Source organism: Sphingobium amiense (assembly GCF_003967075.1).
In the GTDB taxonomy this organism is placed as follows: Bacteria; Pseudomonadota; Alphaproteobacteria; order Sphingomonadales; family Sphingomonadaceae; genus Sphingobium; species Sphingobium amiense.
This window is the reverse complement of record NZ_AP018664.1, coordinates 2,955,872-2,980,416: the sequence shown is the minus strand read 5'-3', so window position 1 is coordinate 2,980,416 and position 24,545 is coordinate 2,955,872. Positions and strand designations below refer to the sequence as shown.

The 24,545-nt window shown below is 68.2% G+C and carries 25 protein-coding genes; 8 read left to right on the top strand and 17 right to left on the bottom strand.

Annotated elements, in window-relative coordinates; translation table 11 throughout:
• From SAMIE_RS14540 to SAMIE_RS14495, 10 genes are all read right to left on the bottom strand, one after another.
• A complete protein-coding gene (locus SAMIE_RS14540; protein WP_066701012.1) occupies window positions 1–555 on the bottom strand; it encodes a demethoxyubiquinone hydroxylase family protein in 555 nt (184 codons plus the stop codon).
• The gene (locus SAMIE_RS14535; protein WP_066701011.1) at window positions 552–1,034 is read right to left on the bottom strand and encodes a disulfide bond formation protein B; all 483 of its coding nucleotides are present in this window, start codon (window positions 1,032–1,034) and stop codon (window positions 552–554) included. Before SAMIE_RS14535 ends, SAMIE_RS14540 begins: the two co-directional genes overlap by 4 nt.
• Before the next feature lie 58 nt (window positions 1,035–1,092).
• Entirely contained in the window at window positions 1,093–2,433 is a 1,341-nt protein-coding gene (locus SAMIE_RS14530) for a S41 family peptidase (protein WP_066701039.1), read from the bottom strand.
• Window positions 2,434–2,548: 115 nt separating this feature from the next.
• Entirely contained in the window at window positions 2,549–3,754 is a 1,206-nt protein-coding gene (locus SAMIE_RS14525) for a murein hydrolase activator EnvC family protein (protein ID WP_408641265.1), read from the bottom strand.
• Between the two features lie 78 nt (window positions 3,755–3,832).
• Complete coding sequence (locus tag SAMIE_RS14520; RefSeq protein WP_066701009.1) at window positions 3,833–4,270, bottom strand: 23S rRNA (pseudouridine(1915)-N(3))-methyltransferase RlmH; 438 nt, start codon at window positions 4,268–4,270, stop codon at window positions 3,833–3,835.
• A gap of 176 nt (window positions 4,271–4,446) precedes the next feature.
• On the bottom strand, window positions 4,447–4,836 hold the full coding sequence (gene rsfS / locus SAMIE_RS14515) for a ribosome silencing factor (RefSeq protein WP_066701008.1): 390 nt from the start codon (window positions 4,834–4,836) through the stop codon (window positions 4,447–4,449).
• Window positions 4,837–4,848: 12 nt separating this feature from the next.
• The gene (locus tag SAMIE_RS14510; protein WP_066701007.1) at window positions 4,849–5,478 is read right to left on the bottom strand and encodes a nicotinate-nucleotide adenylyltransferase; all 630 of its coding nucleotides are present in this window, start codon (window positions 5,476–5,478) and stop codon (window positions 4,849–4,851) included.
• An 86-nt stretch (window positions 5,479–5,564) separates the two neighbouring features.
• Window positions 5,565–5,951, bottom strand: coding sequence for a VOC family protein (locus SAMIE_RS14505; protein WP_066701006.1), 387 nt, complete (start codon window positions 5,949–5,951; stop codon window positions 5,565–5,567).
• Window positions 5,952–6,078: 127 nt separating this feature from the next.
• Window positions 6,079–7,527 carry a DNA recombination protein RmuC gene (rmuC, locus tag SAMIE_RS14500; RefSeq protein WP_066701005.1) on the bottom strand — a complete coding sequence of 483 codons (1,449 nt, stop codon included), beginning with the start codon at window positions 7,525–7,527 and terminating at the stop codon, window positions 6,079–6,081.
• 105 nt (window positions 7,528–7,632) lie between these two features.
• The gene (locus SAMIE_RS14495; protein WP_066701004.1) at window positions 7,633–8,808 is read right to left on the bottom strand and encodes an aminotransferase; all 1,176 of its coding nucleotides are present in this window, start codon (window positions 8,806–8,808) and stop codon (window positions 7,633–7,635) included.
• A gap of 87 nt (window positions 8,809–8,895) precedes the next feature.
• On the opposite strand from SAMIE_RS14495, the gene SAMIE_RS14490 reads away from it, so the two are divergent.
• Together SAMIE_RS14490 and SAMIE_RS14485 are read left to right on the top strand one after the other, a co-directional pair.
• Window positions 8,896–10,674 (top strand): sensor domain-containing diguanylate cyclase, encoded by a 1,779-nt coding sequence (locus tag SAMIE_RS14490; protein ID WP_066701003.1) that lies wholly within the window; start codon window positions 8,896–8,898, stop codon window positions 10,672–10,674.
• 79 nt (window positions 10,675–10,753) lie between these two features.
• The gene (locus tag SAMIE_RS14485; protein ID WP_066701002.1) at window positions 10,754–11,131 is read left to right on the top strand and encodes a MerC domain-containing protein; all 378 of its coding nucleotides are present in this window, start codon (window positions 10,754–10,756) and stop codon (window positions 11,129–11,131) included.
• 7 nt (window positions 11,132–11,138) lie between these two features.
• Here the strand turns inward: SAMIE_RS14485 and glpX are convergent, their stop codons facing one another.
• The 3 genes from glpX to SAMIE_RS14470 form a co-directional block, all read right to left on the bottom strand.
• Window positions 11,139–12,122, bottom strand: coding sequence for a class II fructose-bisphosphatase (gene glpX, locus SAMIE_RS14480; protein ID WP_066701001.1), 984 nt, complete (start codon window positions 12,120–12,122; stop codon window positions 11,139–11,141).
• An 80-nt stretch (window positions 12,123–12,202) separates the two neighbouring features.
• The gene (locus tag SAMIE_RS14475) at window positions 12,203–13,507 is read right to left on the bottom strand and encodes a homoserine dehydrogenase (RefSeq protein ID WP_066701000.1); all 1,305 of its coding nucleotides are present in this window, start codon (window positions 13,505–13,507) and stop codon (window positions 12,203–12,205) included.
• Between the two features lie 99 nt (window positions 13,508–13,606).
• Window positions 13,607–14,479, bottom strand: a complete 873-nt coding sequence (locus SAMIE_RS14470) for a hypothetical protein (protein ID WP_408641240.1) — start codon at window positions 14,477–14,479, stop codon at window positions 13,607–13,609.
• Between the two features lie 254 nt (window positions 14,480–14,733).
• On the opposite strand from SAMIE_RS14470, the gene SAMIE_RS14465 reads away from it, so the two are divergent.
• The 5 genes from SAMIE_RS14465 (at window position 14,734) to SAMIE_RS14445 (ending at window position 17,859) form a co-directional block, all read left to right on the top strand.
• Entirely contained in the window at window positions 14,734–15,390 is a 657-nt protein-coding gene (locus SAMIE_RS14465; protein ID WP_066700999.1) for an energy transducer TonB, read from the top strand.
• A gap of 71 nt (window positions 15,391–15,461) precedes the next feature.
• Window positions 15,462–16,217: a MotA/TolQ/ExbB proton channel family protein gene (locus SAMIE_RS14460; protein WP_174522230.1), complete on the top strand. Its 756-nt coding sequence runs from the start codon at window positions 15,462–15,464 to the stop codon at window positions 16,215–16,217.
• 131 nt (window positions 16,218–16,348) lie between these two features.
• Window positions 16,349–16,837: an ExbD/TolR family protein gene (locus SAMIE_RS14455; protein WP_066700997.1), complete on the top strand. Its 489-nt coding sequence runs from the start codon at window positions 16,349–16,351 to the stop codon at window positions 16,835–16,837.
• 17 nt (window positions 16,838–16,854) lie between these two features.
• Window positions 16,855–17,277 (top strand): ExbD/TolR family protein, encoded by a 423-nt coding sequence (locus tag SAMIE_RS14450; protein ID WP_066700996.1) that lies wholly within the window; start codon window positions 16,855–16,857, stop codon window positions 17,275–17,277.
• 261 nt (window positions 17,278–17,538) lie between these two features.
• Window positions 17,539–17,859 (top strand): PilZ domain-containing protein, encoded by a 321-nt coding sequence (locus tag SAMIE_RS14445; RefSeq protein ID WP_066700995.1) that lies wholly within the window; start codon window positions 17,539–17,541, stop codon window positions 17,857–17,859.
• 132 nt (window positions 17,860–17,991) lie between these two features.
• Here SAMIE_RS14445 and SAMIE_RS14440 read toward each other — a convergent pair whose 3' ends face one another.
• Both SAMIE_RS14440 and SAMIE_RS14435 read right to left on the bottom strand, forming a co-directional pair.
• Window positions 17,992–19,779, bottom strand: coding sequence for an ABC transporter transmembrane domain-containing protein (locus tag SAMIE_RS14440; RefSeq protein WP_066700994.1), 1,788 nt, complete (start codon window positions 19,777–19,779; stop codon window positions 17,992–17,994).
• A gap of 56 nt (window positions 19,780–19,835) precedes the next feature.
• Window positions 19,836–21,128 carry a class I SAM-dependent methyltransferase gene (locus tag SAMIE_RS14435; protein ID WP_066700993.1) on the bottom strand — a complete coding sequence of 431 codons (1,293 nt, stop codon included), beginning with the start codon at window positions 21,126–21,128 and terminating at the stop codon, window positions 19,836–19,838.
• An 87-nt stretch (window positions 21,129–21,215) separates the two neighbouring features.
• On the opposite strand from SAMIE_RS14435, the gene dgcA reads away from it, so the two are divergent.
• The gene (gene dgcA / locus SAMIE_RS14430) at window positions 21,216–22,193 is read left to right on the top strand and encodes an N-acetyl-D-Glu racemase DgcA (RefSeq protein ID WP_066700992.1); all 978 of its coding nucleotides are present in this window, start codon (window positions 21,216–21,218) and stop codon (window positions 22,191–22,193) included.
• A 63-nt stretch (window positions 22,194–22,256) separates the two neighbouring features.
• Here dgcA and SAMIE_RS14425 read toward each other — a convergent pair whose 3' ends face one another.
• Both SAMIE_RS14425 and SAMIE_RS14420 read right to left on the bottom strand, forming a co-directional pair.
• Window positions 22,257–23,426: a mechanosensitive ion channel family protein gene (locus SAMIE_RS14425; protein ID WP_066700991.1), complete on the bottom strand. Its 1,170-nt coding sequence runs from the start codon at window positions 23,424–23,426 to the stop codon at window positions 22,257–22,259.
• 22 nt (window positions 23,427–23,448) lie between these two features.
• On the bottom strand, window positions 23,449–24,456 hold the full coding sequence (locus SAMIE_RS14420) for a DNA topoisomerase IB (RefSeq protein WP_066700990.1): 1,008 nt from the start codon (window positions 24,454–24,456) through the stop codon (window positions 23,449–23,451).
• Between the last annotated feature and the right edge of the window lie 89 nt (window positions 24,457–24,545).

Here is a 24,545-nt window from a genome sequence, read left to right as displayed (position 1 = left end):
TCAGATGCGCTTCGAGAGCGCGATGGCAGCGCGGCAGCCCAGCCTGATGGCGCCCGACAGCAGCGGATAGGCCGGCGCCTGCTCCGCCCCATGGGCGATGGCGGCGTCGCGATGCTCGACCTCTTCCGCCTGAAAATCCGCGATGGCCCCGGCAAGTTCCGGGTCGTCATCCCGCAACTGCTGAAGCTGCTCGGCATAATGGCGGTCGATCTCCGTCTCGATGGCGGCGGTGCAGGCCATCGCGGCTTTCGGCCCGATGGCCGCCGTGACCGCGCCCAGCGCGAAACCGGCGGCGGACCAGATCGGCGCAAGTGCGGTCGGGCGCACGCCGCGCCGCACGATCATCGCGTCGAACGCCTCGCGGTGGCGCTCTTCCTGCGCGGCCATGCCGGAGATGACGCGGCCCAGCGGATGACGGTCGCCCATGACGGCGAGCTGCCCTGCATAGATGCGCGTCGCGCCGAACTCGCCCGCCTGATCGACGCGCAGCATGGCGGTGCGATCGGCGGCGCTGGAACGGCGGGTCGGGCGGGGGAAGCCGGGGGTTGCGCTCATGCCTTCCTCGCTTTGACGATCAGGGCCAAGATGGCGAGCGCGGCGGCGCTGGACAAGAGGCCGTTATAGCCCGCGAGCGAGATGCCGAAGAGATCCCATGGCGCGACGTCGCAGCGGGTGATGGGGCTGGCCATGATCTGATTCAGCAGGTCTGTGCCGCTGCCGCCCGTGGGCGTGGTGGAGCAGGTCGTCAGCCCTTCCCACCAGCCATATTCGACGCCCGCGTGGAACAGGCCGATGAGACCGCTGATGCCGATGGCAAGCCCCGCAAGGCCTGTGAAGCCGAGGCTCCAGCACGCGCGGGCGCGCAGGCCATAGGCGATCAGCGCGAGCGGGATCGCGGCCATATGCGGATAACGCTGCCACCAGCACATCTCGCAGGGGTGCAGCCCGCCGAAATATTGCGAGGCATAGGCGCCGCCCAGCAGCAGGACGGGCGCCGACAGCGCGATCAGACGGGCGAGGGGCAGGCTCTTCATGGCCGATACCTAGACCCTTCCCATGCTTTCGTCATGCTGAACCTTTTTGCGGCAGCGCCTATTTGCCGCGCGGCGGCTGCGCCATTGCGATGGTGGCGGCGGGCGTGGAGGCGAGGCGGCCGATGGTTTTCAGCGCATAGTCGAGCTGAAAATCGGTGATGCCCTTCTTCTTCAGCTCCTCCGCGCTCATGGCGAAGCGCGGATCGTCCTTCGCATCCTCCTCCAGCGTCTTGTCGTCGCTCCTGATCTCGTTGATGAGATGGCGGCGCAGGTCGCTTTCGCGGAATTTCGGGCGGTTCTTGTAGTCGGGATCGCTGATCTGCGGCACCTTGATGTCCGGCTCGATCCCGCCTTCCTGCACGCTGCGGCCCGAAGGTGTATAATAGCGTGCGGTGGTGAGCTTGAGCGCGGTGGTGCTGGACAGCGGCAGCATCGTCTGGACGCTGCCCTTGCCGAAGCTGCGTTCGCCCATGACGAGCGCGCGATGCTGGTCCTGAAGCGCGCCCGCGACGATTTCGGACGCGGAGGCCGATCCCGAATCGACCAGCACGATGACCGGCAGCCCCTTCGCATCGTCGCCGGGCTTGGCATAATAGCGTTCGACATCGCCCTTGGCGCGGCCGCGCTGCGACACGATTTCGCCGCGTTCGAGGAAACTGTCGCTCACGCTCACCGCCTCGTCCAGCAGGCCGCCGGGGTTGGAGCGCAGGTCGAGGACATAGCCGGTGGGCTTGTGGCCCAGGCTCTTGTCGATGCTGCGGATCGCCTGCCGCAGGTCCGCGCCGGTGTTGGCCGAGAAGCTGACGATGGTGATGACGCCGATATTGTCCTTCACCTCCCACTTCACGGGCTTGAGCTGAATGATTTCGCGCGTGAGGGTCAGGTCGATGGGCTTGTCCCGGCCCGCGCGCACGATGGTGAGCTTGATCGCGGTGCCGGGCGCACCGCGCATCTTGTCCACCGCCTCGTCGAGCGTGCCGCCGTAGATGAGCTGCCCGTCGATATGGGTGATATAGTCGCCCGCCTTGATCCCCGCGCGCCACGCGGGCGTATCCTGCGTCGGGGCGATCACCTTGACCGCGCCATCCTCCTGCGTGACCGACAGGCCAAGGCCGCCATAGCTGCCCTCGGTCTGGGTCTTGAGATTCTGGAAATCGCGCGCGTCGAGGAAACTGGAGTGCGGGTCGAGGCTGGCGAGCATGCCGTCTATCGCGCCCTTGATGAGCTTTTCATCGTCGACCTTCTCGACATAGTCGGTGCGGACCTTCTGGAACACGTCCATGAACTCGTCGAGCGCCTTGTAGCTGGACGCTTCGCCCGCCGACAGCGCAGCCGTGGTGGCGGGAATGAGCGCGAGCGCCCCGAGCGCGACCGCGCCCTGGAGAAAAGTGGATTTCATGGCTGTCCTGCGATTGGGCATCAAGCGTCCGATATAGGGCGATTCGCGGGCGAAGGCAAAAGCGCGCTTCGGCCAACCGTCGTTCATCGCCGATGAGCGTCGGGTTAACGCACCCCTAGCCCAGCCCCACCAGCGGCACGATGTCGACCGGGCGGCCGTTGCGGCGCAGTTCGACGGTGATGGCGGGGCGTTCGGCGCCGGTGACGCCCACGGGATCGCCCTGCCGCACGGTGTCGCCGACCTGCGCCGTCACCCGGTGGAGGCCGGTGATGAGCGTGGTCCAGCCCTGCCCATGGTCGATGATGAGGATCTGGCCATAGTCGCGATACGGCCCGGCGAAGGCGACGCGCCCGGCGGTCGGCGCGATGGCCTGCGCGCCGGGGCGGGTAACGAGCGTCAGGCCGCGCGAGCGGACGCCGCCGTCATTCACCTCGCCCATGCCGGTGACGAGCTGGCCGAGGACGGGCAGGCGGTAGGGCGGCGGGCCGGAGTCGGCGCGGGCGCGTTCGGGCGCGGGGGCGGCGGCTTCGTCGGGGCGGGCGGGGCGGAGCAGCGGTCCCGACAGGGCGGCGAGCCGGTCGCGCACATCGCCCGCTTCCTCCAGCCGATCCATGAGATCGCCGATGTCGCGCGCCTTTTCGCTGAGCGCCAGCGCGCGTTCGCTCTCCAGTCCCGCATTGGCGCGGTAGTCGCGGGCGGCGACGCGCTTTTGCGCTTCGAGCGCGGCGAGCGCGGCCTGCCGCTGCTGGCGGTCGCCCTGCGCCTGCGCCAGCGCATCGGCGGCCTGCTGCGCGGTGGCGCGCAGGGCGCGGCTCGCCTCCAGTTCGGCGCGAAGGCCCGCGGTGCGCTGTTCGATGACGGGCAGGATCTGGCCGAGCACGGCGCGCATATGGACCGCATCGGCGATGCTGCCGGGCTGCACCAGCGCCAGCGCGAGCGGACGGCGCGCCATCATCTGAAGCGCAGCGGTGAGGCGCACGACCGGTTCCTGCTTCGCGGCGAGGCGGGCGGTCTGGGCGCGCTGCATTCGCGCGATGATGGCGATGCGGGCGCGGGCGGCTTCGATGTCGGCTTCGGCCTGCTGGATGCGGGCGGCGAGCGCGGCGGCCCTGCGGCGGGCCTGTTCGGCTTCGTCGCGGGCGAGGCTGGCCTGCTGTTCGAGGCGAGCCGAGCGGTCGCGCGCCTCGTCCGACTGGCGGCGCGCGGCCCTGAGCGCCTGCTGCTCCTGCGCCAGCGTGGTCCCGGCGGTGCCCGAAAGGATGATCGCGCTGTCGGGCGCGGCGGGCAGGCGCGTGGCGGCGAGGGCGATGAGGCCCGTCATGACGCCTGTGATGATGAACGCGCGTTTCACCGTCCGCCCCCGCTTCCCCGCCTGACTAGGGGCAAAGCGGCAGCGTGGCTAGCCTTCGCGGTGATAGGGGTGGCCCGACAGGATCGAGCAGGCGCGCCAGAGCTGTTCGGCGAGCATCGCGCGCGCCATCATGTGCGGCCATGTCATCGCGCCGAACGCGATGAGGAGGTCGGCGCTTGCCCGCTCCGTGTCGTCGAACCCGTCCGCCGCGCCGATGAGGAAGCGGCACTCGCGCGCGCCATTGTCGCGCCAGCCCTCGATCCGGCGGGCGAAGTCCATCGAGGAAAGCTGCCTGCCCTTTTCATCGAGCATGACTGTGATCGTGCCGGGACCGGCGGGGGGCAGCCTGCCACCCCCGCCCTTGCCGGAACCCTCCGGCAGTTCGGTGATGCGATACGGCATCGTCAGCCGCTTCACATAGCGGTCGACCAGATCGGCTTCGGGTGAGCGCCCGATCTTCCCGCGCGCGATGATGTGGAGGAGCATCGATCACAGTCCGTTCGGGCTGAGCCCTTCGACTGCCTGCTTGCAGCAGGCGCTCAGGATAAACTTCACCAAAGGTGAAGTCGAAGCCCCATGCCGACCGACGGGAGGCAGACCCTCGCTACGCTCGGGCGAGCCCTTCGACAGGCTCAGGGCGAACGGGTGTGTTTCGTTGCCGATCAGGCGTTGCCCGCGACCGGCGCGTCGACGAAGCCCCACATGCGCTCCAGATTGTAGAAGCTGCGCACTTCGGGCTTGAAGAGGTGGACGATCACGTCGCCCGCGTCGATCAGCACCCAGTCGGCGACCGGCAGCCCTTCGACCCGTGCGGAGCGGCCCGTTTCCTTCTTGATCCGTTCGGCAAGATGCTGGGCCATCGCCGCGACCTGACGCGACGAACGGCCGCTCGCGATCACCATGTGATCGGCGATGCTGCTCTTGCCTTCGAGGGGGATGGAGACGGTTTCCTGCGCCTGGTCGTCGTCGAGCGACTGCATGACAAGGGCGTGCAGGGCGGCCACGGATTCGGCGCTGGAGGCCGTATCGTTGGCAGGGGCGGCGTTGGTCAATTAAACTCCAATCTAGACGATATACCGGCGCGTGAGCGGATCGCGCACACGCGTTGCTTCATATTCGCGATGCCAGAGGGGGTCCGCCTGCCGCAGCAGGGTCGCCGATCTTGGATCAGGGCGGAAGCGCAATAGCACGAGCGCCGGCACTCTCCAATTCGTCCAGTCTGCACTCTGGCGCGCGGGCCGGACGAAGCGCCGCAGCCAGCTCATGGCCACAGAGCCACGGGCACCCGCATCATAACCCGGACGGGCGATCACCGCAATGGGCATGTGCCGCGCGATGCCGCGCCAGTCGCGCCACTGGCTGAACTGGGCCAGATTGTCCGCCCCCATCAGCCAGATGAAGCGGTGGCGCGGGTAACGCCGGGTGAGCGCTTTGAGGGTGTCGACGGTGTAGCGGGTGCGCAGGTCGCGCTCGATCGCGGTGGCGCGGATCGGGGCGCGGCGGGCAATTTTGCGCGCATGGGCGAGGCGGGCGGGGAGCGGGGCCATGCCTCTGGCGGGCTTCAGAGGATTGCCCGGAGAGACGAGCCACCACACTTCGTCGAGACCCAGCGCCTTCGCCGCGAAGAGCGAAATGGCGCGATGCCCGCCGTGCGCCGGATTGAAGGAGCCGCCGAGCAGGCCGATGCGTGTCATGCCGCGGTTATGGAGGGCCGGGGGAGCGGGGGCAAGAAGCGCTGCTTCAAAGCCGGTTCCTGCGTCCCCCTTCCGGAAATACCATGTCAGGCCGGCATGCGGTAAAGCGCGCACAGCTTGTTGCCGGCCGGATCGCGCAGATAGGCGAGGTAGAGGAACCCGTGCGAGCCCATGTCCCGGACGCCGGGCGCTTCCTCGCACGGGGTGCCGCCCGCCTTCAGCCCCGCGGCGTGCCACGCGTTTGCCTGCTCGGGCGATTCGGCATTGAAACCGATGGTGCCGCCGTTGGCGCAGCAGGCCTGCTCGCCGTTGATCGGCTTCGTGATGGAAAAAACGCCCGAGGGCGTCACGTAGAAAAAGCGTCCCTTCTCGTCCGCGAAGCCGGGGCCGATGCCCAGCGCACCCAGCGTGGCGTCGTAAAAGGCCTTCGAAGCGTCGATGTCGTTGGCGCCGACCATGATGTGACTGAACATGGCGTCATTCCTCTTTCTCTGTCTGAATCGGGGCGTGGAACGGCCCGGACTGCGCGCGACGGGATGCATAAGCGGGCCGGGGATGTCCAGCCTGCCGCTCCTTTTCCGGGCGACGGGAGCGCCGGACCTACTCGCCCACCGGCAACGCTCTCGCTTCGTCCGCCTGCGAATCGCGGATCAGCAGTTCCAGCGGCTCCACCGCCTCGATCTCCTTGCCGCCGGTCTCGACGTCAAGGTCACGGAAGCGGCGGCCTGCGGGGAGGACGCTGCGGTCGAAGCTGCCGACGAACTTGTTGTAATTGTCGACCGCGCTGCTGAGACCCGAGCCAAGGCGTTTCAGGTGCGTGGCGGCGGTGGCGAGGCGTTCGTAGAGCTGCTTGCCGAGGTCGGCGACCTCCTTCGCCTGATCCTGCATCTTCGCCTGCCGCCAGTGGCCCGCGAGCGTGCGTGCGAGGGGGAGGAAGGTCGCGGGACCGCAGATGATGACGCGGTTGCGCGCGGCGCGTTCCCACAGTTCCATGTCGGCTTCGAGCGCGGCGGTGACGAAATTGTCGCCGGGCACATACATGATGACGAAGTCGGGCGCTTTGGCGAACTGTTCCCAATAGGCCTTGCGCCCGAGCGCGTCGGCGTGGGTGCGCACGGCGCGGGCATGATCGGCGAGGAAGCGTTCGCGGGTCGGATTATCGACCGAATCGACCGCGTTCAGATAGGCTTCGAGCGAGCATTTCACGTCGACCACCAGCTGCTGGTCGCCGGGCAGGCGGATGATGAAGTCGGGGCGGAGGCGGCCGTCTTCCACTGCGACCGACACTTCCTCCTGAAAATCGACGAAGGGGGAGAGGCCCGCGGTTTCGATGAGGTTCTTGAACTGCTGCTCGCCCCAGCGGCCGCGCGTCTTGGGCGCGGCGCGCAGCGCGTTGACGAGCTTGGCGGTTTCCTCGCGCACCTGACCCTGACCCGCATGGACCGCCGCGATCGCCTCGCGCAGTTCGGCGTAGCTGCCCACCCGCTCCTTCTCGACGCGGGCGAGGCCTTCCTCATAGCGTCTGAGCGTGGTCTCGACGGGGTTGAGCAGGGTCTTGAGTTGCGCCTCGCTCTTCTCGTTTGCCTGGGCGAAGCGCTGGTCGGCGCGGGTGAGGAACTGGGTCTGGGCCGCGTCGAGCAGGCGGCCGCCGATTTCGCTGAACTGGGCCGAAAGCTGTTCCTTGGCGTCCTTCAGGGCCGCGATCTGCGCCTCGAAAGCTTTGGCTCTCTCCTGCGCTTCGGAGCGGAGCGCCGCGAGGTCGCGCAGCGCGGCTTCGCGTTCGGCGCGGACGGCGTCGAGATGGCGGGCAGCATCGGCCTGCGCCGATTCGAGGCGGGCGATCTGGGCGGCGGCCTGCGCCACCCGCTCCTTCTCCACCGCCAGTTCGGCAAGGGCGGCGTTGCGCTGCGCTGTCGCAGTTTCGAGGCGGGCGGACAGGTCGGCGCGTTCGGCGGCAAGCGACGCGGTCGCTTTCCCGCGCAGCAGCCAGCCTGCGGCAAGGCCGATGAGCAGGGCGGCGAGGGTGAGGAGGGCGGCGATGCTGTCCATAAGAGCCTTGCGCGAGTGAACGAAACAGGAACCTAGCGGGGGCGGTCAAGCCCTGCAAGTGAGACAGCGATGTGGACAGCCAAACAGATTTTCAAAAATCGTTAGTTAGCTTACTAATGATATGCGGGAGGCGGCGAGCCGGGCGACGGCTTCGTCCAGCATCGCATCGCTCTTGCAGAAGCACAGGCGCACGAGGTGCGTCACAGGATGGGCGGGGTAGAAGGCGGAAACGGGGATGGCGGCGACCCCGGCTTCTTCGACGATGCGGTCGCAGAATGTGCGGTCGTCCATGGCGATGCCCGATGCGGGCAGGTCGATGGACAGGAACCATGTGCCCGCGCCCGGCAGCACGGCATAGCCCGCCGCGCCAAGCCCCGCCGCCAGCCGGTCGCGCGATGCCCGATAGGCGGCGCGCTGGTTGTCGAACCAGTCGGCGCTCCACGCCAGCGCCTGCGCGCAGGCCCATTGCAGCGCGGGCGGGGTGGTGAAGGTCAGGAACTGGTGCGCGCGGGCGAGCAGCACGGCGAGCGGCGGGGCGGCGCACATCCAGCCGACCTTCCAGCCCGTCACGGAAAAAATCTTGCCCGCCGACCCGATCTTGACCGTGCGGTCGCGCATGCCGGGAAAGGCCATCAGCGGACGATGGGCCGCGCCGTCGAACACCATATGCTCCCACACCTCGTCGCAGATCGCGATCAGGTCATGGGCGACGCACAGGTCGGCGAGCAGCGCCAGTTCTTCCTCGCGCAGCACCGCGCCCGCCGGGTTCAGCGGATTGTTGAGGAGGATGAAGCGCGTGCGCGGCCCGATGGCGGCTTCCAGCGCCGCGCGGTCGAGGGACCAGCGGGGCGGGGCGAGCCGAAGGACTTTCGCGACGCCGCCCGCCCGCTCTACGAGCGGCAGATAGGCGTCATAGAGCGGCGCGAACATGAGCACCTCGTCGCCCGGCCGCACCAGCGCCAGCAGGCTGGCCGCCAGCGCCTCGGTCGCGCCGGAGGTGACGATCACCTCTTCGGACGCGAGGTTCAGCGCCTGATGGCGGGCATAATGATCCGCGACCGCCGCGCGCAGTTCGGGCAGGCCCGGCATCGGCGGATACTGGCTCGACCGTTCCAGCATCGCCTGCGCGGCGGCGGCCAGCACTTCGCGCGGGCCGGCGCTTTCGGGGAAACCCTGCCCCAGATTGATCGCACCGCTGGTCCGCGCGCGGGCGGACATATGTTCGAAAATGGTGGTGGGCATGTCCCGGAAGACGGGATGGCCGGGCGCTGCGGTGGTCATCGCGCGGTTATAGCGGGCGGGCGCGGCGCGTCCATCGGGCGGGTGGTGAGGATAATTTTAAGGATCGCACGCTAGCTTCTGCGGATCATGTCGCGTTTCACCCTGCGTCCCCCATCTTCGCTGACTCCGCTGTTGACGGGCTGCGTCTATTTCGCGGCGGCGTCGGCCGCGCTGCTGGTGTCGCGATTCGAGGGCGGGCTGGCGTTCATCTGGGGCGCCAACGCCTTTCTGATGGCCGAACTGATGACGTCGCGCAAACAGCACTGGCCGCGCGCGCTGATCGCGTGCGGCGTGGCCAGCGCTGCGGCGACGGCGCTGTTCGGCATGGGGCCATGGGCCGCGATCCCGATGGCGTTCATCAACCTCGCCGAATCGCTGATCGTCGCGCTGCTGTGCCGCCGCTTCGTGCCCGATCATCGCGTGGTGGGTTCCATCCGCCCGCTGATGGTCTTCATCCTCGCGCTGTGCGGATGCGCCAACGTCGTCGCCGGGCTGCTGGCGGCGGGGGTGGCGTCGTGGCTGACGCCGGTCACTTTCGCGGCTTCCTTCGCCCAGTGGTATGCCGGTCATATTCTGGGCGCTCTGACCTTCACGCCGATCCTGATCCTGCTGTTGCAGGGCGAATTCAGGCGGTGGGTGCGCGACACGTCGCGGCGCGACAAAGCGGAAGCGGCGCTGCTGATCGGCCTGTTCGTCGCGGTGACGGTTGCGGTGTTCCTGTCGCCCCTGCCGCTGCTGTTCCTGCCGCTGCTGCCGCTCATGCTGATCGCCTTTCGCATCGGCCAGATCGGCACGGCGGCGGCGATCATCCTGCTGGCGGGCATCGGCGGCGTGGCGACCATCGCGGGGCTGGGACCGATCGGCGCGGCGGCGGGGCATACCGGCGGCCATGTGCAGTTCTTCCAGTTCTTCCTTTCCATCAGCTTCCTGCTGTCGGTGCCAGTCGCGGCGGAACTGAATGCGCGCCGCCGCCTGTTCCGATTGTTGCAGGAAAGCGAGGCGCGCTATCGCGCCATTACCGAACATAGCGGCGACGTGGTGCTGACGGTGGGGATCGACGGCATCACCCGCTACGCATCGCCCGCCGCGCGCGAGCAGATCGGCTGCGCGCCCGAACTGCTGGTGGGACAGCCCGCCGTCGATCTGGTCGATCCGGAGGACCGCGCCCCGGTCATCGCCGCCCATCGCGCGGCGATGTTGCAGCCCGGCAGCGTGCACCGGGTGGAGTTCCGCCCGGTGGCGCGATCCTCCGATGCCTATGAATATTGCGAGATGGTGACGCGCGCGTTGGTCGATGAAAGGGGCATTCCCAACGGCGTCGTCGCCACGGTGCGCGACATTTCGCGGCACAAGGCGCGGCAGCGCGCGCTGATGCAGGCGGCGGCGCGCGATTCGCTGACGGGGGCGGACAGCCGCCGGGCGTTCCTTCACAAGCTGGACCGCGCCATCGCGCAGGCGGCGGAGGGCGAACGATCCTGCCTGCTGCTGATCGACATCGACCATTTCAAGGCCGTGAACGACCAGCATGGCCATGGCGCGGGCGACCGGGTGCTGGCCGGCTTCGTGCAGCGGCTGGCGGCCGGTCTCGACGGCGGCGAAAGCATCGGGCGGCTGGGCGGCGAGGAGTTCGCCATCCTGATGCGGGGCTATAGCCTCGAGGACGCATCGCGGCGCTGCGAGCGGCTGCGCGCGCTGCTGCGCGAGCCGATCCCGACCGGCGGCGGCGTCGATATCGCCATCACCTTCAGCGCGGGGCTGGCCGAACTGCATGGCGCGGCGGAACGGTCCACGGTGCTGGAGGCGGCCGACGCTGCGCTCTATCGGGCCAAGCGCAGCGGGCGCAACTGCGTGCGGCTGGCGGCGTAGGAACATTCTGCCGCCCCGGCCGCAAAATTCCGAATGATATGTTGTAACTTCTACCGCGCTAGCCTATGTAGCGGCGACCATGAAGCTGACCCTGCGCCACGCCCTGATGACCGGCCGGATCGATCGCATCGCGATCGGCCTGTCGGGCCTGTGCGTCGCGCACTGTTTCGTGACCGCCGTGATACTGGGTGTGCTGGCGTCGGCGGGGGGCATTTTCGAAAGCCCGATCTATCATGAGGCGGGCCTCGTGCTCGCGATCCTGCTGGGCGCGGTGGCGCTGGGCCATGGCGCGGTCGTCCACGGCTATATGATGCCCGCTGCCATCGGATCGCTGGGGCTGGGCGTGATGGCGGGCGCGCTGACGATGGACCATGGCGTGCAGGAAAGCCTCTACACGCTGCTGGGCGTCGGCATCCTTGCGCTCGGCCACGACCTCAATCACCGCGCCGGGCGATAGCGGCTTTTCAGACCGGGCGCCGGTCCTGCCGGTGTTCGCCCTTGACCCAGCGCACCGTGCCGGTGCTCGCCCGCATCACCACGCTCTGCGTCGTCAGCTTGCCACCGGGCAGGCGCTTCACCCCGTCAAGCAGCGATCCGTCCGTGACTCCGGTCGCGGCGAAGATGCAGTCGCCCTTCGCCAGATCCGCAAGATCGTAGATGCGGTCGAGATCGGTGATGCCCCATTTGCGCGCGCGGGCGCGCTCATCCTCGTTGCGGAAGAGGAGGCGGCCCTTGAACTGCCCGCCGACGCAGCGCAGCGCCGCGCAGGCGAGCACCCCTTCGGGCGCGCCGCCCGACCCCATATAGATGTCGATGCCGGTTTCGGGGTCGCTGGTGGCGATCACCCCCGCCACGTCGCCATCGGGGATCAGCATGATGCCGCAGCCGACTTCGCGCAACTGGGCGATCAGCTTCTCGTGGCGCGGACGGTCGAGCACGCAGACGATGATGTCCTGCGGATCGACGCCCTTGGCCGCCGCCACCGCCTCGACATTCTCGCGCGGGGACCGGTCGAGGCCGATGGTGCCTTCGGGATAGTCCGGCCCGATGGCGAGCTTTTCCATATAGACGTCGGGCGCGTTGAGCAGGCCGCCTTCCTCCGCGATGGCGAGGACGGCGAGCGCGTTGGGACCGGCCTTTGCGGTGATGGTCGTGCCTTCCAGCGGGTCGAGCGCGATGTCGATCCGGGGACCGGTGCCGATCGCGCTGCCGACCTTCTCGCCGATATAGAGCATCGGCGCTTCGTCGCGCTCGCCCTCGCCGATGACCACGGTGCCGTCCATGTAGAGGCTGTTGAAGGCGTGGCGCATCGCCTCCACCGCGGCGGCATCCGCCGCCTTCTCGTCGCCGCGCCCGATCAGGCGCGAGGCGGCGATGGCCGCCGCTTCGGTGACGCGCACCATTTCGAGCACCAGCACGCGATCGAGCACCGCACTTGCCTGCACCATCGTTCCTCGCCTCATATTCGCCCTGTCGCAGCGGCGATTAGGCGCATGGACCCGGCTTGTCGAGCGCGCGCGGCACCGCGTCAGTCGAGGATGTGCATCACCATCGGCGTGTCGAGCAGGCTGTCGGACCCGGCGAGCCGCTCCAGCGTGTCGCGCACGCAGCGTTCCTCGCCCGCATGGGTGACGATGGCGACGAGCACGCCGTCCGCCTGATTCGCGCCGCGCTGGATCATGCTTTCGATCGAAACGCCCGCGTCGCGCGTGGCCGCCGCGATTTCCGCGAGAACGCCGGGACGGTCCTGAACCTTGAAGCGCAGATAGGCGCGGCCGATGCGCGCACCCGCATCGGCGGGATGCTGCGGCGTCAGCGCAGCGACGGGCATGGCGAAGGCGTCGCCATATTCGTCACGCGCGACGTCGATGAGGTCGGCGACGACGGCCGATGCGGTCGGCCCTTCGCCCGCGCCCCGCCCCTGAAAGAAGAGGCGGCCGACGAAATTCCCCTCCGCCACCACGGCATTGAGCGATCCGTCGACATGGGCGAGCGGGTGATCCACCGGCACCAGCATCGGGTGGACGCGCTGGAACAGCCCTTCGGGGCCATTCTGCGCCATGCCGACGAGGCGGATACGAAAGCCCAGCGCGGCGGCTTCGGCAATGTCGGCGGCGATGACGTGACGGATGCCGGTGGTGGCGACCGCGCCGAAATCCAGCTCCGTGCCAAAAGCGAGGCTGGCGAGGATGGTCAGCTTGTGCGCGGCGTCCACGCCGTCGATGTCGAAGCTCGGGTCCGCCTCCGCATAGCCCAGCTCCTGCGCTTCCTTCAGCACCTCCTGGAAGTCGCGGCCTTCCTTCTCCATGGTGGTGAGGATGTAATTGCAGGTGCCGTTGAGGATGCCGTAGACACGGGCGATCTCATTGGCGGCGGCGCCTTCGCGCATCCCCTTGATGACCGGGATGCCGCCCGCGACCGCGGCTTCATATTTGAGCGCGATGCCGCCCTGTTCGGCGAGGCGCGCGAGGTCGAGGCCGTGATGCGCCAGCATCGCCTTGTTCGCGGTGACGAAGGGTTTGCCGGCGGCAAGGCATTGGCGCGCGAGGGTGAGGGCCGGGCCGTCCGACCCGCCGATCAGTTCCACCACCACATCGACATCGTCGCGCGCGGCGAGCGTCGTCATGTCGTCCACCCACTCATAGGCGGAAAGGTCTACGCCGCGATCCTTGTTACGGTCGCGCGCGGAGATGGCGACCACCTGAATCGGGCAACCCGCGCGGCGCGCGATCAGGTCGCCGTTGGTTTCGAGCAGGCGAATGACGCCGCCGCCCACCGTGCCCAGACCGACCAGCGCGACGCGCAGCGGGGCATGGCGGTGCAGATTGGACATGGCGGCTGGTCTTTCGCTGATGAATGAAGTGCGCGCGCTGATAGCCGCCCGCGCGCGCCTGTCCAAGCAAAAGCGTGGTCCGCCGCTACGGCCTTCCTCTTACGCGGGCGCGCGCGTCCGGCCGCAGGGGCCGAGCGCCGCGATCACCAGCGCATAATCCTCGCGCGCGGCGGCGGCGTCCTGCGGGCCGAGCGCGCGGACCGACTGCGCCGGAAGCACGGACGGCAGGCTGCAGGCGAGACGATACCAGAGCAGCGTGCCGGGCTGGGGGGCGTGCGCGGCTTCATCGACGATCTCGCCGAGCGCGACGGCCCAGCGCGGCTCCTGACCCGGCCGGCGCAGGATGGAAAGCGAAACGGGATCGCCGTTCTGCGTGCGCAGGAAAATCTGCGTCTCGCCCTCGCCCGTGATCGTGCCCGCGACATGGAAGGCGTCGCCTACGCCCAATATGCGCGGCGGCGCGTCGGTGGCGACAAGCGCGGCCTGCACCGCCTTCACCTGCGCCAGCCGTTCGGGCGTGGCGGCAATCTGCGCGTCGGGCGCGACCAACTGAAGCTCGCCGGGGCGCGGTGCCGCGCGCGCGAAAAGGATGACGGACGCTTTCTTGAGCTTCGGCAGCTTGCCGCGCGCGTCGACGGGCGCATCGTAAAGATAGGTGACGCGAGGTGCGATTCCCGACTCTCCGCGAATCAGATTCGTCACATCGGCCTCCACAAACAGCCTTTTCCGGCCCGTCGCAGGCGCACCGGCGGCGTCATTCCGGATCGCGACGATGTTGCGGATGCGCACTTGGGCCACGATCGGCGCGCCATCGGACAGATCGGCCACATCGGCGTAGGACAGGGACGCGGCCGAAGAATATGGTGACGCTACCATATTTTGTGCGGCGGCAAAGCCATAGAAAACCGCGGGATCTACGGCAAAAGTGAGGCACAGCGCCCCGAGCGTCGCAAAGGTTGTGGCGGGTTTCATAGTCAGCTTCGTCCTAGGGTTGTAGCTTGTGGCAATCATGTCACATGCAAGTCATTCCGATATGAAATGGTAAACCGAAATAAGGAATTCGATAAAGCGTTTGCGTGCCACGATGCGCCGCGATAGGAGTTTCCGCGGTAGCAAATGAACGGATAGGGGCCACAGGTGACCGGGACACTCCCGGTCGGCTAGGGTCGTTTTTGGCTGATTTGTATAAACCACTGGTAAGTTGAGTTAAGGAGTGTCGTTGCCGAATGGCCTATGCTGACCACTCGCAAGGATCGAGTCGCACGATATCGATCGTCATCGTCGCCCTGATTCACGCTGTTCTCGGCTATGCCTTCGTCACCGGTCTTGGCATGAAATATGTCAAAAAGGCGGCGGAACAGCTGAACGTGATCGACGTGAAGGAGGAACCGCCACCACCGGATGAGGAGCCGCCGCCGCCGCCGCCAGACCAGCCGGTCGAACCGCCGCCGGTCGTCGCGCCGCCGCCGATCGTGCAGACGCCTGTTCAGGCGCCGCCGATCCAGACCGTGAGAACGCCGCCTCCGGTGTTCAACCCGGTTCCGGTCGCCTCGCCCCCGCCCCCGGCACCGCCGCCCCCGCCTGTCGCCGCCACCCGCGCTTCGCCGCGTGGCGCGCCGGGAAGCTGGGTCAGCGACGCCGACTATCCGAGCCGCGCGCAGCGTGAAGAACGCTCGGGCACGGCCGGGTTCCGCCTGGAAATCGGGCCGGACGGGCGCGTCACCAACTGCACCATCACCTCGTCGACCGGTCATGCCGACCTCGACGAAGCGACCTGCCGCCTGCTGCCGCGCCGTGCGCGCTTCAAGCCTGCGACGGGCAGTGACGGGCAGCCGATGGCGGACACCTATAATGGCCGCATCACCTGGCGCCTGCCGGAATAATCGAAATCGGCGGGCGGGCGCATGGGCGCCGCCCCGCCTAGCTGGATCTCATTGAGAGGGAAGTCTTGAACATGTTGATGTATCTCGCAGCCGCGGCTCCGAAGCCGGAAAACCCCTATGGTCTGATGGAAGCTCTGGAACAGGGCGGCACTATCGCATGGACCGTGTTCCTCATCCTGTGCGCCATGTCGGTCGGCACCTTCTATATCCTGTTCACCAAGCTGATCGAACAGCAGAAGGTCATCAACCAGGGCAAGAAGGTCCGCGCGACCTTCTGGCGCGCCGCGTCGCTGCGTGAAGCATCGGCCAAGCTGGAAAAGAACTCGGCCTACAAGCAGATCGTCGATGACGGCATCAAGGCTCAGGAAGAGCATGGCAAGCTGAAGGACCCGGTCGAAGCGCATGACTGGCTGCACGGCTCGCTGGCGCGTTCGGAAGCCGCGATCAACTCGTCGCTGGGCGGCGGTCTCGCCTTCCTCGCGACCGTGGGTTCGACCTCGCCGTTCATCGGTCTGTTCGGTACGGTTATCGGCATCTACCGCGCGCTCATCAAGATCGGCGCCGCCGGTCAGGCGTCGATCGACGCGGTCGCCGGTCCGGTCGGTGAAGCGCTCATCATGACCGCGCTGGGTCTGGCCGTGGCCGTTCCCGCGGTGCTCGCCTACAACTTCCTGCAGCGCCGCAACAAGGCGATCGCCGAGCAGCTCAACGGCTTCACCGTCGACCTGCTGGCCTTCCTGGTTTCGGACGGCGCGGTGAAGCCGACCGTCGCGGCCGCTCCGGCTGCTGCGGCCGCCAAGCCCGCTGCTGCCCCGACCAAGGCCTGATCGGTCTTTTCAAGACGCCGGTGTGAGGACCGGGCGGCGGCTGCGACCGCCCGGTTCCTCCCGCCGATCATGGCTCCCCGCGGCTCCTGTAGTAACGGGGCGCCATCGACACCAAGGTTAGGATAGTATCAATGGCAATGAGTGTTGGCTCCGACGGCGGTGACGACAAGCCGATGTCCGACATCAACACGACGCCGCTCGTCGACGTCATGCTGGTGTTGCTCATCATCTTTCTCATCGCGGTCCCGGTCGTCGTCCAGACGGTCGACTTGCAGCTTCCCAAGGTGGCGTTCGAGCCGACCACGACGAAGCCGGAAAATGTGTCCCTTTCGGTCACGACCGGTTCCGACGGTAGCTGCGCGGTGTTCTGGGGCATGACCCCGGTCAATTCGAGCGAACTGCTCGACCGCGCGGTCAAGAAGCTCGAAGCGGATATCAAGAAGGCAGGCGGCGTCGAAAATCTGACGCCCGAAGATCTGCCCGAAGTGCATATCCGTGGCGACATCAACACCCCCTATCGCTGCATCGGTGGCACCATCTACACGATGCAGCGCGCCGGTTTCCCCAAGGTCGGATTCATTTCCGAACCGGAACCGGGCCAGGGCGTGCAGCGGCTTTAATCTAGGAGTAGTCTCCCATGGCTATGAGTGCCGGCCGCGATGACGGCGAACCAATGGTGGAAATGAACACGACGCCGCTTATCGACGTCATGCTCGTTCTCCTCATCATGTTCATCATCACCATCCCGATCCAGACCCATGCGGTGAAGATCGACCTGCCCCAGAACGCGCCGCCCACGGATACCGTGGTCGACCCGATCAAGAACAAGGTCGCGATCGACGCCGGCGGCGTCATCACCTGGAACGGATCACCGATCGACCTGCTGACACTGCGTCAGTATCTGCAGCAGTCGCTGCGGTTGCCGGTCGAACCGGAGCTTCAGTTCCAGCCCAGCGCCCAGACCCGTTACGTGGTCGTCGACGAGGTGCTGGCTGAGATCAAGCGCGCTGGCGTGACCAAGCTGGGTTTCGTCGGCAACGAACAATATGGCAATTTCTGATCGCTGACCGCCCCGCCGCCCAACGCACGACTTCCCGGAATGCGGGGGTGGGGCGGGCAGAAGCAGAATGCCGATGTTCCGGAGGGTCGCTTCATGCGGCCCTCTTTTTTTATCCCTCGTCCGGGCAGCCGCGGCGTTCCGCAGCACCCGCTGCACCTGACCCGCTCCCCATGCAAAGTCCGGTCCAGCGCGGACGGATCTTAACCTTTGGCTAACCGCGATCTGCGAAAACCGGCGATCGGATAGGCACAGTGCGGGCTTATGGGCGCGGAACCACACATCGAACAGGACCGGACCGCACGGGCGACCGACCGCCGCCCCGTGCACATCCCGGTCAAGGTGCGCCGCCCCGGTGAGACGTGGCACAGCAGCTGCATCGCCGACCTGTCGCTCAGCGGCTTCCGGTTACAGAGTTTCATGAAGCTGGCGCGGGGCACGGACCTGTGGATCATGCTGCCCGGCTTCGAAGGCCGCCGCGCGCATGTGACGTGGAGCCGCGCGCATGAATCCGGATGCACTTTCGAACGCCCGCTGCATCCCGCCATTCTCGACCATATCGTGAAGCTCAGCCAGCACGTCTGATCCGTCCTGCCCGGCGGCACGGCAGTGAGCGGGAACGGGGATGTGGCCGCGGCCTCCGAGCTACGCTCGTATATCGTGGGCAATGGGCGGATATGGCCCGAAACGCCGCCCCGATCCGCACCTGCCCGCCCCTCAGGCCGTCAGCGCATCCTGAAACTGGAGGCTCGCAAGGCGGGCGTAAAGGCCGCCCTGCGCCACCAGCGCGGCATGATCGCCCTGCTCGACGATGCGGCCTCCATCCATCACGAGGATGCGGTCGGCGGCGCGGACGGTCGCGAGCCGGTGGGCGATGACGACGGTCGTGCGATCCCGCATCAGCCGCCCGAGCGCGTCCTGCACCAGCCGTTCCGATTCGGCGTCGAGCGCCGATGTGGCTTCGTCCAGCAGCAGGATCGGCGCGTCGCGCAGCAGCGCGCGCGCGATGGCGATCCTCTGGCGCTGCCCACCCGAAAGGCGCGCCCCGCTTTCGCCGAGGAAGGTGTCCAGCCCCTGCGGCAGGGCGCGCAGGAATGCGTCGGCATTGGCGGCGCGGGCGGCGTCCCAGATCTGCTCGTCGGTCGCATCCCAGCGCCCATAGCGCAGATTGTCGCGCGCCGACGCGGCGAACACGACGCTGTCCTGCGGCACCATCGCCATCGTCGCGCGGATCGCCGCGGGATCGGCCTGCGGCAGAGGCACCCCGTTCAGCAGCACGCGCCCGCTGTCGGGATCGTAGAAGCGCAGCGCGAGCTGGATCAGGGTCGATTTGCCCGCGCCCGAAGGGCCGACGACCGCCACCGTCTCGCCCGGCGCGACGCTGAAGCTGACGCCGTGCAGCGCCGCCTGATCGGGGCGGGTGGGATAATGGAAATGCACATCCTCGAACGCCAGCCGCGCGCCGCCTTCGCCGGTGCCGAGCGGACGAGGCGCGGCGGGCGGTGCGATGTCGGGCTGCGCAGACATAAGCTCGTGCAGCCGGCTCGCCGCGCCCGCGCCGCGCAGCAGGTCGCCCCAGCTTTCCGACAGCGATCCGAACGCGCCCGCGACAAGGCCGCCGGTCAGGACGAAGGCGGCGATGCTGCCCCCCGACAGGTTACCGTTCGCCACATCGAGCGCGCCCTGCCACATCACCGCCGTGATCGACCCGAAGACCAGCGCGATGACCACTCCGGTCATCAGCGCGCGCAGGCGAATGCGCGCCTTCGCGGTCCGGAATCCCGCGCCGACCGTCGCATCGAAACGGGCCGCCTCGCGTGTTTCCTGCCCGAACGCCTGCACGATCTTCATCGCGCCCAGCACTTCGGCGGTGACGCTGCCCACGTCCGCGAGCCGGTCCTGACTGGCGCGCGAAAGGCCGCGCACCCGGCGGCCAAGGCCGATGAGGACGATGAGGATGACCGGGATGCCGAGTAGCAGCATCGCCGCCAGCTTGGGCGCGAGGATGAAGAGATAGGCGAGGCCGCCGATGCCCGTGACGAGGTTGCGCAGCGCGACCGACACGGTGGAGCCGACCACCTGTTCGACGATGGCGGTGTCGGCGGTCATGCGCGACGCGATTTCGGACGGGCGGTTTTCCTCGAAGAAGCGGGGCGCCTGACGCAGCAGATTGGCCTGCGTCGCGCTGCGGATGTCGGCGACGACCCGTTCGCCCAGCCACGACACGAAATAGAAGCGCAGCGCGCTGGCAATGGCGAGCACGACGACGATCATCAGCAGATATTCGAACCAGCGGCTGATGTCCCCGCCGCCCATGAAGCCCCGGTCGATGACGAGGCGAAAGCCGCTGGGGATGCCGAGCGTGGCGGCGGACGACACGATCAGCGCGGCGAGCGCGGCGGCGATACGGCCGGGATAGGCGCGGGCGAAACGCCACAACATAGCGAGGCTGCCGAGCGTCGGGCGCGGCGTCGCCGGGGGCGGGGTCTGCGGTTCGTCCTGCATGGACCCGGCGCTTAGCAGGGCAGGCGCGCGTCCTCAATCCTGCCGGACACGAAGGCTCACGCGTCGGGCGCGACCGCGTCGGCCCAGCGCATCACCTGCCGCGCGTCACCCGCGCCGGTCAGCGCATAGGCCATGTCGCCCCGCTCCCAGTAGGCGATGGTTTCGCCCGCGCGGCGCGCCATCAGCGGCGTCGCTTCCGCCGGGGTTTCCGCCCGGTCGGCGAAGAGCGAGAGATGGTCGCCGTCGGGCGTCGTGACGCTCATGGCGACGGCGGGGCTGCCCGGCGAGGGGACGAGCTGCACATCGGTGACGCGCCAGCCTGCCGGGAGCGTCGGCAGCGACAGGCCTGCCGACCGCGCGACCTCCTCCCGGTCCAGGGGCGCGCTTTCGATCTTCGACGCCATCGCCTGCCGCAGAAGGCCCGCGCGGCGGGACGCGGCGGCTTCGTCGAGGAAGCTGCTCGCCTGCGCGGGCTGCGGAAATTCGCCCAGCGCGCCGCGCGCGATCCAGCCGGTCGCGACTAGCGCGGCGACGGCGGCGGCCCTGCCCATATGCCGCCATAGCCGACCCCCGTCATTGTCATTGGCCACCGGCAGGCGCGTGTCGCGCGCGCGGCCCACAAGGGTGCCCTTCGTCCCGTCCTTCATCAGGCGGAAGTCGATATGCGGCCAGCGCCTGCGCCAGCGCCGCGCGACGAGGCGCTCGCCGGGGCGGGCGGCATCGTCCAGCAGCACGACACCGCCGGACGACAGGCGCGAAAACAGGCTGTCCGCCGCGCCCCGCACCAGCGGATGCACGCTCCATGGCGGACCGTCAATGATGAGCAGGTCGATGCGTTCGGGCAGATGATCGACCGCATACCAGCGGCCCGGCCAGTCGGCGCTTTCGTGAGTCAGCGGGGCGTGGCGGATGTCTACGTCAAGCCCATGGTCGCCGAGCCACTGGCGCGTCGCATCGACAAAGCCGCCATGCTGGTCGAAACTGTGCAGCCGCCCGCCGCCATGCAGTTGCAGCGCCCGCGCCGCGATGAGCGAGGACGCGCCCGCGCCCAGTTCCACCACATGCGCCGGGCGCAGCCGGGCGATTTCGCGCACGATATGGCGCAGGAAACCGACATCGGCCTTCCAGCTTCCCAGATGCGGCAGCGCGTCGTGCGGCAGGTCCAGCTCGTCGAGCAGCGCGCGCTTGTCGGCGGGGCGGCCGCCCGACAGGCTGGCGAGCAGCCACGGCCAGCCGATCGCGCCGAAACCGATCCGCCACGCCATGTCGGACGCGCGGCGGCGCAGGTCCGTGCGCGCGCCATCCTCCTCTTCGAGCGGCAGGAAGCGGGTAAGCTCGCGCGATGTCACGGGACGGGACGCTCCTCTGGCGGATGGGGCCGGACCTGTGCATATGGCACTGGACCGCGCCGTCAATCGCGCATGACAGGAAGGCCGATGATCCGTCTCATTTCAGCGACCGTCGAACGCTGGCCCGTCCGGGGCGCCTTCATCATCAGCCGGGGAGCCAAGCGCCATGTCGATGTCGTGGTCTGCACCGTGAGCGACGGCGCGCATGAAGGCCGGGGCGAGGGCACCGCCATCTATTATGAAGGCGAGAGCGCGGAGGGCTGTGTCGCGGCGCTGCGCTCCTATGCCGGGCCGATGGAGCGCGAGGCGCTGCTCTCCCACATGCCGCGCGGAGCGGCGCGCAACGCGCTGGACTGCGCGCTGTGGGATCTGGAGGCGAAGCGCGCGGGCGCGCCGGTGTGGCAACTGGCGGGCCTTGCAAAGCCGCAGCCGATGCCCACCGCCTTCACCATCAGCCTTGGCGATCCGGCGACGATGGAAGCGGATGCGCGGGCGGCGGCGGAGCGGGGCTTCGCGCTCCTCAAATGCAAGCTGACGGGCGAGGGCGACCGGGCGCGGATCGCGGCGGTGCGGCAGGGTGCGCCCGACGCGCGGCTGATCGTCGACGCCAACGAAAGCTGGCACGATCGCGACATCGCGGCGGAGGCGGCGGCGCTGGCCGCTCTGGGTGTCGAGATGGTGGAGCAGCCCGTGCTGCACGGGCAGGAGGGGCGGCTGTCGGGCGTGGCGTCCCCGGTACCGCTCTGCGCCGACGAGAGCTGCCACACGCGCGCCGACCTCGACCGGCTGGGCGATTTCGATGCGGTCAATATCAAGCTCGACAAGGCGGGCGGGCTGACCGAGGCGCTGGCGCTGCGGGCGGAGGCGCGGGCGCGGGGGTTTCGCGTGATGGTCGGCTGCATGCTCGGCACCTCGCTCGGCATCGCGCCCGCCGCGCTGGTGGCGCAGGGGGCGGACTGGATCGACCTGGACGGCGCGCTGCTGCTGGCGGAGGACCGGGCGGGCGGGCTGACGGTCGAGGGCGGGATGTTGCAGCCGGGGACGCTGTGGGGGCTGGGGCGGTAGGCAACTCCGTCCTCCCCTGTAAGGGGAGGGGGACCGGCGCAGCCGGTGGAGGCACGCGCTCGGCTACGGCTTCCCGCTGACGTCCCGCACCGGCTGGACCGGGGGATAGGGCATGATCGCGCTGCCGTCCGGCGCGGCGGTGAAGCTGGTCTGCGTCGGATAGGCGAACTCGATCCCCTCCGCCTTGAACCGTTTCCAGATGGCGAGGCCGATGCGGTGGCGCATCTGGAAATAATCGTGATGATCGGGATCGGGCACGTCGAAATTGAGCTGATAGTCGAGGCTGCTCGCCCCGAAGGCGACGATCCCTGCGTTGACGAAGATCATGCCCTCCCCCTCCACGATGGCGCGCAACAGGGCCGGGATCGCCTCCGCCTTCTCGTCCGGCGTCTGGTAGATGATGCCGATGGCGTAGGTCACGCGGCGCTGGGTCAGCGTCTGGAGGCTGGTGATCTCCTTCTGCAGCAGGTTGGCGTTGGACATGACCTTTTTTTCGCCGCTCATGGCGCGAAGGCGCGTGCTTTTGAGGCCGATGCGTTCGACGCGCGCGGTGGTCTGGTCATAGGTGATGACCTCGCCCCGGCGGAACGGCTTGTCGAAGATGATGGAAAGCGCGGCGAACAGGTCGGAAAAGATGCCCTGCGCGGCGAGACCGATCGCGATGCCGCCGATGCCGAGGCCCGCGACGAGGCCGGTGACGTTGACGCCCAGATTGTCGAGCACGACGATGGTCGCGATGGCGAACAGGGCGAAGGTGACGAGCACGCGGATGAGGCCCATCGCGTTGGCCAGCGTCTCCGCCCCGCCATCCTCCGCCAGCGTCTTGCGCTCGATGAGGCCAAGGATGATCTCCCGCGCCCAGATCGCGCCCTGAAAGACGGTGGCGATGGTGAAGAGGAAAGCGACCGTGCGGAACAGGCTTTCGGGTGCGTCGGCATAGCCCACGACCAGCCGCGCCGCGACCATGATGCGGAAGAAATGGCCTGTTCTGGACGCGGCGCGGCCAACGACATTGGCGTAGCTCAGGGGATCGCCCCGCGTCCCGCGCCAGCGCTTGCCCGCGCCCTTGAGCGCGGAAAGGGCGAGATAGATGAGAACGCCCGCGCCGAAGGCGATCAGGATCGAAAGATAATGGACCTGCACCCAGTGCGTCGTCGTGTGCCACATCTCGGCCAGATTGGGTGCTGGAAGATCGAGGTCGAGAGCGGGGGCGGCGGTCTTCTTGTCGGCCATGATGTCCTGTCGATCCGGTGGATCACGCCGCCTTGGGCAGCGGGGCGCAATCCGAAATAGCGTCGAGGAAGGCGATGAGGCCGCGTTCCTCGCGCGAGAGATAGCGCGTCCGGCGCGGCAAGCGAAGCCCTGCGCGCCATTCGTCCTGCCCTTCGTGACAGAGCGCGATCAGGGCGGGGTGAACATAGCTTTTGCGGCTGATCGCGGGGGTGTTGCCCAGCGCCTGCGCCACCGGGTCGAGCAGTTGCTTCAGCGTCACGTGGCCATCGGCCAGCGTCCCGAACGCGATGGCGGTGGCGCCCCATGTGCGGAAATGCTTGGCGGTGAAGGGACCGCCCATGGCCTCGGCGATATAGGCGTTGACGTCGTTCGAGGTGATCGGGCGCGGATCGCCGTTCTCGTCGAGATACTGGAAGAGGTGCTGCCCCGGCAGATCCTGCACCTGCCGCACGAAGCGGAGCAGCCGCGCGTCGGTGATCGTCTGCTGCTGTTCCTTGCCCGACTTGGCGCGGAAGCGGAGCGTCAGCGATTTGCCGTTGAGGTCGACATGGCGGCGGCGCAGCGTGGTCGCGCCGAAACTGTTGTTGGTCGTCGCATAATGTTCGTTGCCCACGCGCAGCTTGGCGAGATCGAGCAGGCGCACGACCGCAGCGACGGTCCTGTCCTTGCGCAGCCCGCGCTTCGACAGGTCGCTTTCGAGGCGCGCGCGCAGCCGGGGCAGGGCGCGCCCGAATTCGGGGCAGCCGGCATATTTCTCCGCCTCGCGCGCGGCGCGGAAATCGGGGTGATAGCGATATTGGCGGCGACCCCGGTCATCGTAGCCCACCGCCTGAATATGGCCCCATGGCGACGGGCAGAACCAGCAGTCGCGATAGGCGGGCGGCAGGGCGATGCGGTTGAGCCGGTCGATCTCGTCCCGGTCGGTGATGCGATCGCCCGTCGCGTCATAATAGGCCCAGCCGCGTTTCAGGGCGCGGCGCGTGATGCCGGGAATGCTGTGGTCCGCATGGGTGACGCTGGGCTGGGGCATGGCTGTCCTTCTCATGCCCGAAAACCCGCCGTTCATCGCTTCGTTCCGCAACCCCTGGGGCCGCGGGCCGTTGACCCACCTCCCCCCAA